Raw genomic sequence first — 19,714 nt, 5'->3', positions numbered from 1 at the left:
CGATGACAATGCCCGCCGACAAGGTCCTGGAAGCACTGCGCGCCTCGCTGAAGGAGACGGAACGGCTGCGGCGGCAGAACCGGCAGCTCGTCTCGGCGTCGCGGGTGCCGGTCGCGATCGTGGGCATGAGCTGCCGCTACCCGGGCGGCGTCCGGGACCCGGAGGGCTACTGGGACCTGCTGGCCTCGGGCACCGACGCGATGGGCGACTTCCCGCAGGACCGCGGCTGGCAGGTCGACGACGGCGCGGGCGACGACGGGACGTCGTACGCACGGCAGGGCGGCTTCCTCTATGACGCGGCGGAGTTCGACGCCGGATTCTTCGGGATCAGCCCCCGCGAGGCGCTGGCGATGGATCCGCAGCAGCGGGTCCTGCTGGAGGTCGCGTGGGAGGCGTTGGAGCGGGCGGGGATCGACCCCGAAACGCTGCGCGGCTCCCCGGCCGCGGTGTACGCCGGGGCGGCCTTCTCCGGTTACACCGCCGACGCCGCCGGATCGGAGGGCTACCTGCTCACGGGCGGGCTGGCCGCGGTGATCTCCGGCCGCGTCTCGTACACGCTGGGCCTGGAGGGCCCGGCCGTCACAGTGGACACGGCATGCTCGTCGTCGCTGGTGGCACTGCACCTGGCCGTGCAGGCGCTGCGCGCAGGGGAGTGCTCGCTGGCCCTCGTCGGCGGTGTGACGATCATGCCCACGCCGGGAGTGTTCGCGGAGTTCTCCCGGCAGCAGGGGCTGGCGGCCGACGGCCGGTGCAAGTCGTTCGCCGCCGCCGCCGACGGCACCGGATGGGCCGAAGGCGCAGGCGTGCTCGTCCTGGAGCGGCTGCCGGACGCGCACCGCGCCGGACGCCGGGCGCTGGCCGTGGTGGCGGGCAGCGCGGTCAACCAGGACGGCGCGTCCAACGGCCTCACGGCCCCGAACGGGCCGTCGCAGCAGCGGGTCATCCGGGCCGCGCTCGCGAACGCGCGGCTGTCGGCGTCCGAGGTGGACGCGGTCGAGGCGCACGGGACCGGCACCACCCTCGGCGACCCCATCGAGGCGCAAGCGCTCCTGTCCACCTACGGGCAGGACCGCCCAGAGGGACGGCCGCTCTGGCTGGGCTCGGTGAAGTCGAACATCGGCCACACCTCGGCGGCGGCCGGCGTCGCCGGAGTCATCAAGATGGTGCTGGCCCTCCAGCACCGCGAACTGCCCCGCACCCTGCACGTGGACGAGCCGACCCCGCAGGTCGACTGGTCGGCCGGCGACGTCCGGCTGCTGACCGAGCCGGTCCCCTGGACGGACGGCGAGCACCCGCGCCGGGCCGGAGTGTCGTCGTTCGGCGTCAGCGGCACCAACGTGCACGCCATCCTCGAAGAGCCTCCTGCGTCCGACGACGGCGGCCCGGCGGACGACGAGACAGAGAACGGCGACGACGAAGCCCTCCCCGTGCTGGCCTCAGAGATCCTGGCCTGGCCGGTGTCCGGACGCAGCGCCGAGGGGCTGGCCGGTCAGGCGGAGCGGCTGCGCGAGTTCGTGGAGGCGCGGCCGGATCTGGGTCCGGCTGCTGTGGCGTGGTCGTTGGTGACGACGCGGTCGACGTTCGAGCACCGGGCCGTGGTCGTTGGTGGTGGCCGGGACGCGTTGATGGCGGGACTGTCCGCGCTGGCGACCGGTGAGCCTGCGGCGGGCGTGGTCCAGGGCACGGCTGCGAGCGCTGCCGGGCGCACCGTGTTCGTTTTCCCTGGCCAGGGCTCGCAGTGGATCGGGATGGGACGCGAGCTGGCGGCGTCGTCTCCGGTCTTCGCGGCGCGGCTGGCCGAGTGCGGGGCGGCGCTGGCGCCCTATGTGGAGTGGTCGCTTGATGACGTGCTGGCCGGGGCCGAGGGTGCACCCGGTCTGGGGACCGCCGACGTCGTGCAGCCGGTGTTGTGGGCCGTCATGGTGTCGCTGGCGGCGGTGTGGGAGGCGGCTGGGGTTCGGCCGGATGCGGTGGTCGGACACAGCCAGGGTGAGATCGCGGCTGCCTGCGTCGCCGGAATCTTGTCGCTGGACGATGCCGCGAAAATAGTGGCGCTGCGGAGCAAGGCACTGACCGTCCTCGCCGGTCGCGGCGGGATGCTGTCGATTGCTGAGGACTCCGGCCGGGTGCGGGAGCGGCTGTCGGCTTGGGGTGAGCGGCTGTCGATCGCAGCGGTGAACGGTCCGGCCGCGACGGTGGTGTCCGGCGAGCCGGACGCTCTGGACGAGCTGGCCGCTGTGTGTGCGCAGGAGGATGTGCGGACGCGGTTGTTGCCGGTGGACTATGCCTCGCACAGCGCCCAGGTGGAGGGTCTGCGGGCGGAGATCGTGGCGGCGCTGAAAGATGTGGTTCCGAGTCCGGCGCAGGTACCGATGGTCTCGGCCATGACCGGCGAATCCCTAGACGGCCCCGAACTCGACGCGTCGTACTGGTATGCCAGCCTCCGCGCGACCGTCGAGTTCGACCGCGCCGTCCGCGTCCTGGGCGAGGCCGGACACCGAACGTTCCTGGAGATCTCCCCGCACCCCGTGCTGACATCGGCGATCACCGACGCGCTGAACGATGAAGCCACCGCGATCGGGACGCTGCGCCGTGACGACGGCGGCGCCGACCGGCTCCTGACCTCCCTGGCCGAAGCACACGTGCACGGGACGAACATCGACTGGACGGCCATCCTTCCCACGTCCGACAAGGTTGAACTGCCGACCTACGCCTTCCAGCACGATCACTACTGGACCAAGCCGTCGCTCACGGCCGGGGACGTGCGCTCGGCCGGTCTCGGCAGCATGGGCCATCCGCTGCTCGGCGCGGCCGTGGAGTTGGCCGCGGGGGACGGGCTGGTGTTCACCGGCCGGCTTTCGCTCCGCGCCCAGCCGTGGCTGGCCGACCATGCCGTGGCAGGGACCGTCCTGTTGCCCGGCACGGCGTTCGTTGAGCTTGCGGTCAGGGCCGGCTACCAGGCCGGATGCACGCGGATCGAGGAGCTGGCGCTGGCCGCTCCGCTGCTGCTGCCGCCTGAGGGCGGGCACCTGGTGCAGGTGAGCGTGAGCAGCCCCGGCGAGGACGGGCGGCGGGCCGTCGAGATCCACTCCCGCGGCGAGGACGCCGCCGTGGAGGCCCCTTGGACCAGGCACGCGAGCGGTCTGCTGGCGCCGCCTGAGGCGAGCGGCGGGCTGCCGGACGCGGCCGACTTCGCCATGTGGCCGCCGCAGGGGGCCGTCCCGGCCGACAGCACCGGCATGTACGCGTCGCTGGCGGCGAACGGATACGAGTACGGGCCGCTCTTCCGCGGGCTGCGGGCGGCGTGGCGTCGCGGCGACGAGGTGTTCGCCGAGGTCGCGCTGCCCGACGACGCCGACACCGGGACATTCGGGCTGCATCCGGCGCTGCTCGACTCCGCGATGCACGCCATCGCGCTGGCCGGCCGTCCCGAGCGGCCGGACGGAATCCTGCTGCCGTTCACGTGGAACGGGGTCGCGGTCCACGCGGCGGGCGCGTCCGTGCTGAGGGTCCGGCTGCGGTGGGCCGCGGACGGTTCGCTGTCGCTGGACGCGGCCGACGGCGCCGGGGCGCCGGTCGTCTCGGTCGGGTCGCTGGTCTTCCGGCCCGTCACCGCGGCGCAGCTCGAGGCGGCCGGCGGCGCGCTGCGGGACGCGCTGTTCAGCGTGGAGTGGACGCCGGTGCAGGTGCCGTCCGGATCGCCGGAGGGCCGGTGGGCGGTGGTCGGCGACGACCCGCTGGGCGTCGCCGCCGGCTTGGCGGCGGCCGGCGCGGACGTGCGGGCGTATCCGGAGCTCGCCGCCCTGCCGGACGAGCCCCCCGAGCTGGTCGTCATCAAAGTGGGCGGACCGGCCACGGCCGGAGGCGCGGCGGACGCCGCCGAGGCCGCGCGGCTGGAGACCGGCCGGGTGCTGGAGCTGCTCCAGCGCTGGCTGGCCGAGGACCGGCTCGGCTCTTCGCGGCTGGTCCTGGTGACCTGCGGCGCGGTCTCGACCGGCCCCGGCGAGGGCGTCGCGGACCTGGCCGGGGCCGCCGTGCGCGGGCTGGCCTACTCCGCGCAGTCGGAGAACCCCGACCGGATCGTGCTGGTCGACCTGCCCGCCGACGGCACAGCCGAGAGCTGGGCCACGCTGGCGGCGGTCTCGGCGACGGACGAACCGGAGCTGGCGATCCGCCGGGACGCCGTCCACGCTCGCCGGCTGGCCCGCCCGTCCAGCGGGCTGGTGCCGCCGGATGGCGGCGTTCCGTGGCGGCTCGCGGCCGAGGAACGCGGCACGCTGGACGGGCTGGCGCTGGTGCCGTGCCCGGAGGCTGCGGCGCCGCTGGAGCCGGGCCAGGTGCGGGTCGCGGTCCGCGCCGCCGGGCTCAACCTGCGCGACGTGGTGGTCGCGCTGGACATGCTGAGCCCGGACCTCGACCCGGTCGGCGGGGTGCTCGGCAGCGAGATCGCGGGAGTGGTGCTGGAGGCAGGCCCGGGGGTGACCGCGCTCGCGGCGGGCGACCGGGTGCTGGGCCTCGCCACCGGCGGGTTCGGGCCGGTGGTGGTCACCGACGCCCGGCAGCTCGCCCGCGTCCCGGCGGGCTGGTCGTTCACCGCGGCCGCGTCCGTCCCGGTCGCGTTCACGACGGCCTGGTACGCGCTGGTCGACCTGGCGAGAGCGCGGCCCGGTCGCCGGCTGCTGGTCCACTCGGCCGCCGGCGGCGTGGGCATGGCCGCCGTGGCGGTCGGCCGGTACCTGGGTCTGGAGGTCTTCGGCACCGCCAGCCCCGGCAAGCATCAGGTGCTCGCGGGCCTCGGGCTGGACGCGGACCACGTCGCATCGTCGCGGTCGGCGGAGTTCGAGGAGGCGTTCCTCGCTTCCACCGGGGGCGCCGGGATGGACATCGTGCTGAACGCCCTGGCTGGCGAGCTGACCGATGCGTCACTGCGGCTGCTGCCGCAGGGCGGGATGTTCCTCGAACTCGGCAAGACCGACCTGCGCGATCCCGATGAGATCGCGCGGCGGTACCCGGGCGTCCGGTACCGGGCGTTCAACCCGGGCGAGAGCGGCCCCGCCCACGTGGGCGAGATCCTGGCGCAGGTCGTCGGCTTGCTGGGCGCCGGTGAGCTGGCAATGCCTCCGGTCCGGGCCTGGGACGTCAGGCGAGCCCCCGAAGCGCTCCGGCACATGAGCCGGGCCCGCCACGTCGGCAAGATCGTCCTGACCGTCCCGGCCGATCCGTCGGCGTCCCGCGAGCCGGGGACCGTGCTGGTCACCGGCGGCACCGGCGTGCTCGGCGGGCTCGTCGCCCGGCATCTGGCGGAGACCGGGCGGGCCCGCCGGACGGTGCTGACCAGCCGGTCCGGCCCGGCCGCGCGCGGCGTTCCGGAGCTGGCGGCGGCCGTCGCGGCGCGCGGCGCGGAGGTCCGGGTGGCCGCCTGCGACGCCGCCGACGCGGACGCGCTGGCCGCGCTGCTGGACGGCGCCACGGCCGCCGTCCCGCTGACGGGCGTCGTGCACGCGGCCGGAGTGCTCGACGACGGCGTCATCGGGTCCCTCACCCAGGCGCGCGTCGCGGCGGTGATGCGGCCCAAGGCCGACGCGGCGTGGAACCTGCACCGGCTGACGCGGGACGCCGACCTGGACCTGTTCGTCCTGTTCTCTTCCGCCTCGGCGACCTTCGGCAGCACCGGCCAGGGCAACTACGCCGCGGCCAACGCCTTCCTGGACGCCCTGGCCGCCCGGCGCCGCGCGGAGGGGCTGCCCGCCGCCTCGCTGGCGTGGGGGCTGTGGGCGGACTCCAGCGCCATGACCGGCCACCTGACCGCGGCCGAACGGGAGCGGATCAGCCGGGGCGGGATGGCCGCGCTGTCCAACGAAGAGGGGCTGGGGCTGCTGGACCTGGCGGCATCGAGAGACGAGGCGGTCCTGGTCCCGGCCCGGGTGGACGTCGCCGGGCTGCGGGCACAGGTCGCCGGCGGCGCGGTGCTGCCCGCTCTCTGGCGGGGCCTGGTGGGTGCTCCGCTACGGCGGTCTGTCGCCGCCGCCGCGAGCGAGGGCATGGCGGACTCGCTGCGGCGCCAGCTCGCGGCCCTCCCCGGACCGGACGGCGACCGGATGCTGCTGGACCTGGTGCGCGGGCACGTCGCCGCCGTCCTGGGGCATTCCTCGCCCGCGGCCATCGAGCCCGGACGGGCGTTCAAGGAGATCGGCTTCGACTCGCTCACCGCCGTCGAACTGCGCAACCGGCTGGGCACCGCGACCGGGCTGCGGCTGCCGGCCACCCTGGCGTTCGACTACCCGACGCCGCTCGTGCTCGCCGCGCACCTGCGGACGGGCCTGGTGGGCGAGGGCGCCGCAACGGCCACCGCGGCCCCGGCGCCGGTTCCGGCGGTGGCGGCGGACGAGCCGATCGCGATCGTCGGGATGAGCTGCCGGTTCCCCGGGGCGCGGGACCCGGAGGGCCTGTGGGAGATGCTGATCGGGGGCCGCGACGCGATCTCCGAGGCCCCGCCCGACCGGGGGTGGGACGCCGAGGGCCTGTACGACCCGGACCCCGACCACGAGGGCACCGCGTACGTGCTGGCGGGCGGTTTCGTGCACGACGCGGCCGAGTTCGACCCCGGGTTCTTCGGGATCAGCCCCCGCGAGGCCCTCGCCATGGACCCGCAGCAGCGGATGCTGCTGGAGGTGTCGTGGGAGGCGCTGGAGCGCGCCGGGCTCCGTCCCGACGCTCTGCGCGGCTCCTCGACCGGCGTCTTCGCGGGCGCCGGGTTCTCCGGCTACGCGGCGAACCTGAACGGCAGCGGCGCCGAGGGCACGGAGGGGTACCTGCTGACCGGCACCGCGACCAGCGTCATCTCCGGCCGGGTCGCCTACACGCTCGGGCTGGAAGGCCCCGCGGTCACCGTCGACACCGCCTGCTCCTCGTCGCTGGTGGCCTTGCACCTCGCCTGCCAGTCGCTGCGGGCGGGCGAGTGCACGCTCGCCCTCGCGGGCGGCGTGACCGTGATGGTGGACCCGATGGAGTTCGTCGGGTTCTCCCGGCAGCGGGCGTTGGCGGGAGACGGGCGCTGCAAGGCGTTCTCCGCCGACGCCGACGGCATGGGGATGGGCGAAGGCGCCGGGGTCCTGGTCGTCGAGCGGCTGTCGGACGCCCGCCGCAACGGGCACCGCATCCTGGCCGTGGTGCGCGGCAGTGCGATCAACCAGGACGGTGCGTCCAACGGCCTCACCGCGCCGAACGGGCCGTCCCAGCAGCGGGTGATCCGCGCCGCGCTGGCCGGTGCCGGAGTGCGCGCCGACGAGGTCGACGCGGTCGAGGCGCACGGGACCGGGACGACGCTGGGCGACCCGATCGAGGCTCAGGCGCTACTGGCCACTTACGGGCAGGACCGTCCGGAGGACCGTCCGCTGCTGCTCGGCTCGGTGAAGTCCAACATCGGGCACGCCCAATGCGCGGCGGGCGTCGCCGGGGTCATGAAGATGGTGCTGGCCCTCCAGCACCGCACGCTGCCGCCCACCCTCCACGCGGAGACGCCGTCGCCGCACGTGGACTGGTCGTCGGGCGCGGTGCGGCTGCTGACCGGGCCGGTCGACTGGACGACCGACGGACGGCCCCGCCGCGCCGGGGTGTCGTCCTTCGGGATCAGCGGGACCAATGCGCACGCCATCCTGGAGGAGGCCCCGGCTCCCGCTCCCGGCCCCGACGACGACCGTCCGGCCCGGGTGTTGTCGACCGGCATCGCCTGGCCTGTGTCGGGACGCACCGGCGCCGGCCTGGCCGCCCAGGCCGGACGGCTGCGCGAGTTCGTCCTGGCCCACCCCGGCCTCGACCCGGCGGACGTCGGCTGGTCGCTGGCCACGACACGCTCGATGTTCGAGCACCGCGCGGTGGTCATGGGCGCGGACCGGAGCGAGTTGGCGGCCGCACTGGCCGCCGTCTCGACCGGCCTGCCCGCGTCCGGAGTCGTGACCGGCGAAGTGCCGGCCGGCGGCAGCGGCCGGGTCGTGTTCGTGTTCCCCGGGCAGGGCTCGCAGTGGATCGGGATGGGACGTGAGCTGGCGGCGTCGTCTCCGGTGTTCGCGTCGCGTCTGGCCGAGTGCGCGGCGGCGCTGGCTCCGCACGTGGACTGGTCGCTGCAGGACGTCCTCGCCGGCGCGGATGGTGCGCCTGGTCTGGAGACGGCCGACGTCGTCCAGCCGGTCTTGTGGGCGGTGATGGTGTCGCTCGCAGCGGTCTGGGAAGCCGCAGGCGTTCGGCCTGAGGCCGTCGTCGGCCACAGCCAGGGCGAGATCGCTGCCGCCTGCGTGGCCGGAATCCTGAGCCTGGACGACGCGGCCCAGGTCGTGGCGCTGCGCAGCAAGGCCCTGACTGTTCTGGCCGGTCGTGGCGGGATGCTGTCGGTCGCCGAGCCGGCCGCGAAGGTGCGCGAGCGGCTGTCGGCGTGGGGTGAGCGGCTGTCGGTCGCAGCCGTGAACGGTCCGGCGGCGACGGTGGTGTCCGGCGAGCCGGCCGCCCTCAACGAACTGGCCGCTGCCTGTGAGGCCGAGTCGGTGCGGAACCGGTTGCTCCCCGTCGACTACGCCTCCCACAGCGCCCGGGTAGAGGCGATCCAACAGGAGATCTTGACCGTTCTGAACGACATCGTCCCTGGTCAAGCCCAGATACCGATGGTGTCGGCGATGACCGGTGAGTTCCTCGACGGCCCCGAACTCGACGCGTCCTACTGGTACGCGAGCCTGCGCGCACCCGTCGAGTTCGACCGGGCGATCCGGGTGCTGGCCGAGGCGGGGCATCAGGTGTTCATCGAGACGTCGCCGCATCCGGTGCTGGCCTCCCCGATCACCGACACGCTGGAGGAGCGGGCCGCGGCCGCGACGGTGATCGGGACGCTGCGCCGGGACGACGGCGGTCCCGACCGGCTGCTGACCTCGCTGGCCGAGGCGCATGTGCGCGGGACGGCCGTGGACTGGACGGCCGTGCTGCCCGCCGGTGAGCCGGTCGACCTGCCCACATACGCCTTCGAGCACCAGAGGTTCTGGCCCCGCCGCACGGGGGCGGCGGCCGGTGACGTCGCCGCCGCGGGCCTGGGCGCGCTCGGCCATCCCCTGCTCGGTGCGGCCGTCGAGCTGGCGGGCGGCGAGGGTTCGGTCTTCACCGGCCGGCTGTCGCTGCGGGAGCAGCCGTGGCTGGCCGACCACGCGATCGGCGGGCGGGTGCTGCTTCCGGCGACCGCGTTCGTCGAGCTCGCGGTGCGGGCCGGATACCAGGCCGGGTGCGTGCGGGTGGAGGAGTTGGCGCTGGCGGCGCCGCTCGTCCTGCCGCCGTCCGGTGCCGTCCAGATCCAGGTCACGGTAGGCGCCCCGGACGAGTATGGGCGACACGAGGTCGGGATCTACTCCCGCGCCGGGGACGCCGCCGGAGCGGAACCGTGGACCCGGCATGCCGGTGGAGTCCTCGCGCAGGACGTGCCGGCCGCGGACCCGGACGAGGCTGCCGAGTTCGCGGTCTGGCCGCCCGAGGGCGCCGTTCCGGTGCCGGTGGACGGCCTGTACGAGACGATGGCCGCCGGTGGCTACGGGTACGGGCCGACGTTCCAGGGCCTGCGGGCCGCATGGCGGCGCGGCGACGACGTGTTCGCCGAGGTGGCGCTGCCCGACGACGCCGACGCCGGTGCCTTCGGCCTCCACCCGGCCCTGCTGGACGCCGCGCTTCAGGCGACCGCGCTGGCCGGTGGGGCCGCGGCGGAGGGCGGCGTACGGATGCCGTTCGCCTGGAATGCGGTGTCGCTGCACGCCGCGGGCGCGTCGGCGCTGCGCGTCAGGCTCCGGCAGGACTCGGACGGCGTGCTGTCGCTGGTGGCGGCGGACCCGGCGGGCGCACCCGTGGTGTCGGTCGGCTCGCTGGTGCTGCGGCCGGTCGCGGTCGAGCGGGCGGAAGCCGCCGGGGGAGGGGCGCGGGACGCCCTGTACGCCGAGGAGTGGGTCGGGCTGACGGTGCCGTCCGTCCGGCCCGGTGCGCGCTGGGCGGTGGTCGGCGCCGACCCGCTGGGTCTGGCCGCCGGGCTCGCGGCGGCGGGCGTGGACATCGACGCGCACGCCGATCTCGACGGGCTGGTCGAGGACGGCGCGCCGGTTCCCGATGTGGTGCTTGCCGGAATCAGCGGCGCCGCCTCCGGCGCGGTGCCGGAGGCCGGCGACGTGCCGGGGGATGCGCGGGCACTGGCAGGGCAGGTCCTCGAACTGCTGCAGGGCTGGCTCGCCGAGCCGCGCCTGGAGTCCTCGCGGCTGGTGGTGGTGTCGCGTGCGGCCGTCGCGGCCCGTCCGGGCGACGGCGTCGGCGATGTCGCCGCCGCGGCGGCGCGCGGGCTGGTCCGCTCCGCGCAGTCGGAGAACCCGGACCGCCTGGTCCTGGCCGACCTGCCGGCCGACACCACCGCCGACGACTGGGCCGCACTCGCAACCGTGCCGGTGGCGGACGAACCCGAACTCGCGATCCGGGACGGGGCCGCTCATGGCAGGCGGCTGGCCCGTCCAGCGATCGGCACCGCCCCGGAGAACGAGGCGGCGGCCGACCGCCCCGCCGGGACGGTCCTGATCACGGGCGGCACCGGGACGCTCGGCGGACTGGTGGCCCGGCATCTGGTGGCGACCGGGCGGGCCGGGCACGTGGTGCTGGCCAGCCGGTCGGGCGCCGGCGCGCCCGGGGCCGCGGGACTGGCCGCCGACCTGGCGGCCGGCGGCGCAGGAGTCCAGGTGACGATGTGCGACGCCGGGGAGCGCGACGCGCTGGGCGCCCTGCTGGACCGCGTCCCCGCCGACCGCCCGCTGAGCACGGTCGTGCACACGGCGGGCGTGCTCGACGACGGGGTGATCGAGTCGCTGTCCCCGGCCCGCCTCGCGACGGTGATGCGCCCGAAGGCCGACGCGGCCTGGAACCTGCACGAGCTCACCCGGGACCTCGACCTGGAGGCGTTCGTCCTGTTCTCTTCCAGCGCGTCGATCCTGGGCGGTGCCGGCCAGGGCGGCTATGTGGCGGCGAACGCGTTCCTGGACGCGCTGGCCGGCCACCGCCGGGCCGCCGGGCTGCCCGCGATGTCGCTCGCCTGGGGACCGTGGGTGAGCCGCGAGGGCATCGGCCGGAACCTGACCGAGGGGCTGGCGGCCCGGATCACCCGCAGCGGGATCGCCGACCTGTCGGCCGAGGAGGGCCTCGTCCTGCTGGACCTGGCGCTCACCCGCGACGAGGCGGTGCTGGTGCCGGTCAGGCTGGACGTGGCCGGGCTGCGCGCCCGCGTCGCCGGCGGTGCCGTGGTGCCGGCGCTGTGGCGGACCCTGGCCGGCCCCACCATACGGCGGGCCGGGACGGCGGCGGCGGACGGGGGAACCGGCGCGGCGGAGGCGCTGCGGCGGCGGCTGGCCGCGCTGCCCGGAGACGACCGCGACCGGATGCTGCTGGATCTGGTGCGCGGGCATGTCGCGGCCGTGCTCGGTCACGCGGCGCCGGAGGCGATCGAGCCCGGACGGGCGTTCAGCGAGATCGGCTTCGACTCCCTGACCGCCGTCGAGCTGCGCAACCGGCTGGCCACCGCGACCGGGCTCCGGCTGCCCGCGACGCTGGTCTTCGACCATCCGACGCCGCTGGTGCTGGCGGGCCGGCTGCGGGACGGGCTGCTCGGCGACCGCGGGGAGGCGGCGGCGCCCGTCCGTCCGGCCGCGGCGTCCGGCGAGCCGATCGCGATCGTCGGGATGAGCTGCCGGTTCCCCGGCGGCGTCCGGGACCCGGAGGGGCTGTGGGAGGTGCTCGCGACCGGCGCCGACGTGATCTCGCAGGTCCCGGCCGACCGGGGCTGGGACGCGGAGGGCCTGTACGACCCGGATCCCGACCACGAGGGCACCGCGTATGTGCTGGCGGGCGGTTTCGTCCGCGAGGCCGCCGAGTTCGACCCGGCCTTCTTCGGGATCAGCCCGCGCGAGGCCCTCGCGATGGACCCGCAGCAGCGGCTGCTGCTGGAGGTGTCGTGGGAGGCGCTGGAGCGGGTGGGGATCGCGCCGGACTCGCTGCGCGGCTCGCCGACCGGCGTGTTCGCCGGGGCTTCCTCGTGGGGCTACGGCGGCGACCCGGGCCCGGGCGCGGAGGGCTACCTGCTGACCGGCACCGCGCCGAGCGTGGTGTCCGGCCGGGTGTCCTACACGCTGGGCCTGGAGGGGCCTGCGGTGACCGTGGACACCGCCTGCTCGTCGTCGCTGGTCGCGCTGCACTTGGCCTGCCAGGCGCTGCGGGCGGGGGAGTGCACGCTCGCCCTGGCCGGCGGTGTGACGATCATGGCCTCGCCGGGCGGCCTCGTCGGGTTCTCCCGGCAGCGGGCGCTGGCCGCCGACGGCCGGTGCAAGGCGTTCTCCGCGTCCGCCGACGGCATGGGCATGGCCGAGGGCGCCGCGATGCTGGTCGTCGAGCGGCTCTCGGACGCCCGCCGCAACGGCCACCGGGTCCTCGCGGTGGTGGCGGGCAGCGCGGTCAACCAGGACGGCGCGTCCAACGGCCTGACCGCGCCGAACGGGCCGTCGCAGCAGCGGGTGATCCGCGCGGCGCTGGCCGGCGCGGGCCTGTCGGCCCCCGAGGTCGACGCGGTGGAGGCGCACGGCACCGGCACCGAGCTGGGCGACCCGATCGAGGCGCAGGCACTCCTCGCCACCTACGGGCAGGACCGTCCGGCGGACCGTCCGCTGCTGCTCGGCTCGGTGAAGTCCAATATCGGGCACGCGCAGTGCGCGGCCGGTGCGGCCGGGGTGATGAAGGTGGTGCTGGCGCTGCAGCACGACGAGCTGCCGCGAACCCTGCACGCCGACGAGCCGTCCCCGCACGTCGACTGGTCCGCCGGGCACGTCCGGCTGCTCACCGAACCGGCGCCCTGGCATGCCAACGGGCATCCGCGCCGGGCCGGGATCTCGTCGTTCGGGATCAGCGGCACCAACGCCCACGTCATCGTCGAGGAGGCGCCCGACGTACCGGATGTTTCGGACGGTGACGCCGGGAAGCGGCCGGCCCTGGCCGCGCTGCCGTGGGTGGTGTCCGGACGCGGCGGTGACGGCCTCCGAGCCCAGGCGGAGCGGCTGCGCGCCTACCTCGCCGAGCGGCCCGAACTGAACCCGGTCGACGTCGGTCACGCGCTCGCCACGACCCGATCCGTCCTCAATCACCGGGCGGTGATCGTCGGGACGACCAGGGACGACCTGCTGGCCGGGTTGGCTGCGATCGCCGAAGGGCAGGACGCAGCGAACCTGGTAAGCGGGGCGACCGCGCGCGAGAGCCGGGTCCTGTTCGCATTCCCCGAGCCGGACACCGCCTGGCCCGGACTGGCCGTCCGCCTGCTGCACGAGTCGCCGGTCTTCACGGACCGCATGGCCGACTGCGAGAAGGCGCTGGCCACCCATCTGGACTGGTCGCCGCTCGCGGTGGTGCGCGGTGCGCCGGACGCCCCGCCGCTCGACCGGCCTGACGTCGCGCGGCCCGTTCTGTTCGCGGTGCTGGTGTCGCTGGCGGCGCTGTGGCGATCCGCCGGGGTCAGGCCCGCCGCGGTCGTCGGCGACGGGATCGGCGAGGTCGCCGCCGCCCAGGTGGCCGGGGTGCTGATGCTGGCCGACGCGGCGGCGATCGCGTGCGGACGGGCGGAAGCGCACAGGGTGTCGCCGCGCGCCGGGACCGTGCCGGTCTACTCCGCGTCGGAGGCCGCCTGGATGGACGGCGACCGGATGGACACCGCGTACTGGACCCGGAACACGGACCCCGCGGAGCCGTTCCAGGACACCGTGCAGAAGCTCATCGGGGAAGGCTACGGCGTGTGCGTCGAGGTAAGCCCCGACCCGATGCTGACCGGTGAGTTCACCGGCGGCGAAGGGCGACGCGCGCCGGTCACCGTCACCGGGACCCTGCGCAGGGACGACGACGGGCTGAGCCGGTTCCTCCTCGGCCTGGCCGCCGCGCACGTCCACGGCGTCCCGGTGGACTGGTCGGCCCTGTACGCCGGGCCGCCGCGCCGCCGGGTCGACCTCCCCACCTACGCCTTCCAGCGGCAGCGGTACTGGCCTGAGGCGCCGGCGGCAGCGGCCTCGCCGGGCGAGCAGCGCTTCTGGGACGCGGTCGAGGGCTTCGACCTCGACGCGCTCGCCGGGATGGTCGGCGCGGACGAACCGCTCCGCGCGGACATGCCGCTCGGCACCGTGCTGGCGATGCTGTCGTCGTGGCGGCAGCGCAACCGGCGGCAGGACGCCGCGGAACCGGAATTCGCCGGCGATGGGACCGAGGAGGTGCGGCCCGGACCCGAGGCCGCGGAATGGGCCCGGACCATGGCGGAGCTCTCCGGGCCCGAGCAGGAGCAGCGGATGCTCGACCTGGTCCGCGGTGAGATCGCCGCGGTCCTCGGATACGCGTCGGCCGACGCCGTGGACGCCGACGGCGACGTCATGGAGATGGGCATCACCTCCATTTCCGCGGTGCAACTGCGCGCGACGTTCATCGGGCAGACCGGACTGGAACTGCCCGAGGGATTCGTCTACGAGCTCTATTCGCCCGCCGCGATCGCGGACCATCTGCTGAGCGAGTTCCTGGCACAGGACTAGGAGCTTCCACGGGGCCTCCGTTCAACTGGGCCCAGCCATTGCCCGGCCGTAACATGCGACCTTGGCGCAAGCCTCGGGAGAGGAACGAACATGCCGAACCAGAACCCTTGGAGCACCGTCGCGACCGCCGATCCCGGGAAGGTCATCCTCGGCGTCGATTTCCCCGCGGAAGGGCGGCGCGAGGCGGATTTCGGTGACCTCATGAAGAAAATGGGCGCCGAATGGTCCGGATACTCTCTGATGCAGACGATCCCGCCGAACATCCGCCTCGACGAGCGGCCGTCGAGCGACACCTACGTGCGGCACTGGATCCAGGACGGCCCGTGGCGCGAGTACGAGGTCGTGGCGGTCATGGGGTACTGCGTCGGGGGCGTCTACGCCGCGCCGATCGCGCGGAGCGTCGCCGACGCGCAGGGGTCCATGCCCGAGGTCGTCCTGTTCGACCCGCAGTTCACCGACGCCGGGCTGCTGGCCTCGGAGATGGTCAAGAACATCAGCATGGCCGGGCCGGTCTTCTCCGACGAGGAGGCCGAACAGGGCAGGAAGGACACCGAGCGGATCGTCGCGGCGAACGCCGGCGACCTGATGGACGCCGCCACCGCGATCGTGGGCCTCTACCGGGACCTGGCCTCGATCGCGTTCAAGCGGCTCGGCCTCAACGACGACCGCCGGGACGAGATCATCCGGCTGTTCGAGTCGTACATGGCCTGGCTCGCCTCGGCGGCCGAGATCGATCCGGCCCCGGTCTGGGCGGGCGCCACAGCCGTCATGTCCGCCGACTACCTCGGACTGGAGGCGCAGGGCAACGCCTCAGTCGGGGCCGCGACCCGGATCATCGACCGGCGCTTCTCCCTGGACGTCACGCACGCCGACCTGATGCGCGCCGACTCGACCGCCGAACTGCTCCTCGACAAGAGCCGGCTCTGACCCCCATGGACTCCCGCATCGGCCAGGGCGTGCGTCCGGGACGGGACGGCGCGACCGCCAAGGAAAAGGCCTTGTGGCTGCTGGAGAAACTGGTTCCCGGCACCGGCATCAACAACATCACGGTCGCCCTCCACGTGGACGGCCGGCTGCGACCGGAGGCGCTGGAAACCTCGATCGGCGCGGTGGCGGGCCGGCACGCGATCCTGCGGACGGTCTTTTCGGAGAGCGACGCCGGACTCGTCAAGGAGGTCATTCCCGCGTCCGCGTTCAGGGTCGCGATCGAGCCGCTGGAACTGTCCGGCGGCCCGCTGGAAGAGGACATGGCCGGGTTCGCGGGACGGCCGTTCGAGCTCGACGGAAGGCCATTGCTGCGCGCGGGGCTGGCCGCGCACCCGGACGGCGACGTGCTCTGCCTGGCCTTCCACCACCTGGTCAGCGACCTGCTCTCCGTCGCCGCCTTCATGCGCGCCTTCGTCCCGGTGTACGACGCGGTGTCGGCGGGCCGTCCGGCGCCGCCGCAGCCGCCCGAACCGACGCCAGTGGCCCGCGACGCGCAGGCCATGGAGGCCGACCTCGCGTACTGGCGCGAGCATCTGCGCGGATACACGCCCTCCGGGCTCGACCTGTGGTGCGGGCTCCCGCGCCCCGGCACGCCGCTGATGACCGGCGGCAGCGTGACGCGCACGCTGTCGCCGGAAGGGCAGGCCGCGGTGGTGCGGCTGCAGCGCGAGGTGCGCGCCCCGGTCGCCGCCGTGCTGCTGGCCGCGTACTTCGCGCTGCTCGCCGCCCACGGCGCGGGACCCGACCTCGTCGTCGGCTCGCCGCTGGACGTGCGCGGCCCGCGTTCGCAGGCCATGGGCTACCACGTCAACGTGGTCCCGCTCCGCCTCCAGGCCGACCTGGACGAGGGGTTCCGGCAGCTCGCCAAGCGGGCGCGCGACACCTTCCTCGGTGCGATGTCGCACGCCGGCGCGTCGGTCGACGACCTGTCCGCCGAACTGCCGCGCACCGGATCGTCCTGGTCGACCACCCTCTACCGGCACTTCTTCAACTTCCTTCCCGACATCAGCTCCGGCGACCTGGCGATCGGCGGCATGGGCGCGCGGCTGCTCACGATCCCGAACGCGTTCAGCAAGTTCGACCTCGAACTGTTCGCGGTGCCGTCCAAGGCGGAGATCTGGTTCCGGTACGCCACCGAGATCCTGGACCGCGCCGACGTGGAGGCGCTGCTGCGCCGGTACGAGGCACTGCTGATCGAGGCCGTGCGGGACGTGGACCGGCCGCTGCGCGAGCTGGCGGGCTGGAGCGAGGCCGACCGCGCGATCGCCGACGCCGCCAACCGGACCGCGAAGCCGGTCACCCCGGGCACCGTGCCCGAGGCGTTCCTGTCCTGGGCGCGGACGGCACCGGACGAGCCGGCCGTGGTCGACGGCCCGCGCACCCTGTCGTACCGGCAGGTCCGCGAGGCCGCCGCCGGGGTGCGGAACCTGCTGCAGGGCGCGGGCGTCGGACCCGGCGACGTGGTGGCCGTGGACGTGCCACACGGCCCCGATCTGGTCACGGCCGTCCTCGGGATCTGGCTGGCCGGGGCCGCTTACCTGCCGGACGCCGCGTCCGCCGCCTCCGCAGGCGCCAAGGTCGTGCTGGTGGGAGCGGGCACCGGGGCGGCGGGCGAGGGGGAGGTGCCGCTCGGTGCGGCCGTCCCCGACCCGGCCGCACCGGAGCCTGCGACGGCCCCGGCCGCCGTCGCGTGCTTGTTGCCCGCTGACGACCCGTCCGGCTCGGCTTCGTCGGGACCGGTCCGGCTGAGCCATGGGGGTGTCGCGAACCTCGCCGGCCACTTCGCCGCCGAACTGGCCGCCGGTCCCGGCACCGGCACGCTGTCCCTCGCCGCCCCCTCCTCCTGTGGCTCGCTGCTGGAACTGTTCCTGCCGCTCGCCACCGGCGGACGAGTGGTCATCGCACCGGCCGAGGCCAGGACCGACCCCGCCGTTCTCAGGCGGACCGTCGAAGAGCAGCGGGTGGAGATCGTCCAGCTTTCCCCGGGTGCCTCGGCCCGTGTTCTCGACGGCCTGTCCGGAGTGCGTGTGCTCGCCCGGCCGGAGGACGTGCCGCCCTGGCTCGCCCGGCGGCTGGCGGACGACGGCTGCCAGGTGCACGCCGTCCGCGGCGACGCCCGCACCTGCGGCTGGGTGCTGTCCGGACGGCTCGACGAGCAGGGCGGACCGGCCGGTGAACGGCCGATCACGAACACCCGCGCCTTCGTCCTCGCCCCCGACGGACGGGAACTGCCCACCGGAGTGCGCGGCGAACTGTGCGTCGCCGGAGCCGGAGTGACGCCGGACGCGCCGGACCGGCCGCCGTACGGCCGCCTGCACCGCACCGGGGAACTGGTCCGCCGCCGACCCGACGGCGCCCTCGAACGGCTCGGCCGCCTCGGCCGCCGCGTCGTCGTCGCCGAGACCCCGGTCGACCTCGACCGGGTGGAGGCCGCGCTGACCGGCCAGGCCGGAGTGACCGCGGCGGCCGCGCTGGTCGTGGCCGATCCCGAGGCGGGTGACACCCTCGTCGCCTTCGCGGAGACCGCGGACGAACCGCAGTGGCGCCCGCCTGCCGGCGTTCCCGGGCTCGTCGTCCGGCTGGACCTCCTGCCCCGCGGCGCGGACGGCCTGGTCGACCACGACGCCGTCGCCCGCCTCGCGCTGGAACGCCTGGCCGCTGGAACAGCCGCATCCGCGCCGTCCGCGTCCGGGCCGCCCGCCGACGACGACCTGGTGCAGCGGCTGGTGGAGCTGTGGGCGCGGCTGCTGAAAGTGGAGGCGACCGCGGAGACCGGCTTCTTCGAGGCGGGCGGGCACTCTCTGCTCGCGGCCGTGCTCGCGCAGGAGGTCGAGGAGCTGACCGGCGTCCACCTGGAGCTTTCCGAGATCTTCGAGCACAAGACCCCGGTCGCGCTGGCCGCCCGGCTCGCCGCCGGCTGAGCGCCGGGCGGGTGTTCAGCTGCCGCCGTTCCGCAGTTGAACACCCCCGACCCACTACCCACCGCCGTCCGGGGAACGTTACATAGGGGCGGCCCCCACGCGTCCGGCCCCCGGCCCGGCCCCAGCCTCGGCCGGCCCCGGTGGTCCTCGCCGGCCCCTGCCCGCCCCCCGCTGGGCCCCCGAGCTGGAAGGACCGGAACTGTGACCGCAACGCTGACCGACCGGTACGTCGCGGCGACCCTCCGCCGCGTCCCCGACAAGCGGCGACCCGACGTCGAGCGCGAGGTGCGCGCCGCGATCGGCGACGGCATCGACGCCCGGGTCCGGCAGGGTCAGCCGGCGGCCGACGCCGAGTACGCCGCGCTCACCGAGCTGGGCGACCCCGCCCGCCTCGCCGCCGGCTACGCCGGCCGGGCCACCGCCCTCATCGGCCCGGCGACCTACCCCGCCTACATCAGCGCGCTCCGCGGCGTCTGCTGGACCGTGCTGCCGGTCGTCGCCGCCGTGCTCGTCATCGTCTACCGGGCCCACGGGGACAACGCCTGGGTCTCCATCTCCCGCCCGATCGGCGTCACGCTCACCGTCGCGATGTACCTGATCGTCTGCGTGACCGTGCTGTTCGCCCTCGTCGACCGCGACCGCGGCCGTGACCGTGGCGCCGAACCCGCGGCCGGCGCCGAGCCGTGGACACCCGACCGGCTGCCCGCCGTCGCCGAACCGCGGCCCGCCGGCTGGGGCGACGTGATCGGCGTCGGTGTCACGGCCGCCGTGCTCATCGCCGTGCTGTTCCTCCAGCGCACCGTCTCACCGGTCCACGACTCCGCCGGCTCGGACATACCGATCATCAGGCCGGCGCTGTGGGACTTCTGGGTGCCGTACTTCATCGCCGTTCTGGTGCTCGCCGTCGTCCTCGGCATCGTGAACGTGCGGCTGCGCGGCTGGAGCCGCGGCACCGCCGTCGCCGCCACCGTCCTCGCCCTCGTCGGCACCGTCCCGCTCGCCTGGCTGTTCGCCCGGGCGAAGGTGCTCAACCACGCGCTCGCCCACGGCAAGGGCGGTGCCCTCGTCACCTCCGGAAGCTGGATCGCCTGGCTCGCCATCCTCCTCATCATCGTCATCGACGGAGCCGTCCTGTTCGGGGTCTGGCGGAACGTGCGCGCGGAAGACGGCACGACCAGCGCGTCATAGACCGCGCCCAGGCGT

The 19,714-nt window shown here is 74.9% G+C and carries 4 protein-coding genes; all 4 read left to right on the top strand.

Annotated features, from left to right (window positions below; translation table 11 throughout):
- Positions 1-2: 2 nt before the first annotated feature.
- The 4 genes from J4709_RS52900 to J4709_RS04950 all read left to right on the top strand — a co-directional run bounded on the left by J4709_RS52900 (position 3) and on the right by J4709_RS04950 (position 19,699).
- Positions 3-14,603 (top strand): type I polyketide synthase, encoded by a 14,601-nt coding sequence (locus J4709_RS52900; protein ID WP_232383004.1) that lies wholly within the window; start codon positions 3-5, stop codon positions 14,601-14,603.
- Between the two features lie 90 nt (positions 14,604-14,693).
- A complete protein-coding gene (locus J4709_RS04960) occupies positions 14,694-15,530 on the top strand; it encodes a hypothetical protein (RefSeq protein ID WP_208237415.1) in 837 nt (278 codons plus the stop codon).
- Between the two features lie 5 nt (positions 15,531-15,535).
- Positions 15,536-18,511 (top strand): condensation domain-containing protein, encoded by a 2,976-nt coding sequence (locus J4709_RS04955; protein WP_208237413.1) that lies wholly within the window; start codon positions 15,536-15,538, stop codon positions 18,509-18,511.
- A gap of 201 nt (positions 18,512-18,712) precedes the next feature.
- Entirely contained in the window at positions 18,713-19,699 is a 987-nt protein-coding gene (locus J4709_RS04950; protein ID WP_208237411.1) for a permease prefix domain 1-containing protein, read from the top strand.
- The last annotated feature ends 15 nt before the right edge of the window (positions 19,700-19,714 follow it).

The organism is Actinomadura violacea (assembly GCF_017573465.1).
In the GTDB taxonomy this organism is placed as follows: domain Bacteria; phylum Actinomycetota; class Actinomycetes; order Streptosporangiales; family Streptosporangiaceae; genus Spirillospora; species Spirillospora violacea.
The sequence above is the reverse complement of the archived record's forward strand: the minus strand, read 5'-3'. Positions and strand labels throughout refer to the sequence as shown.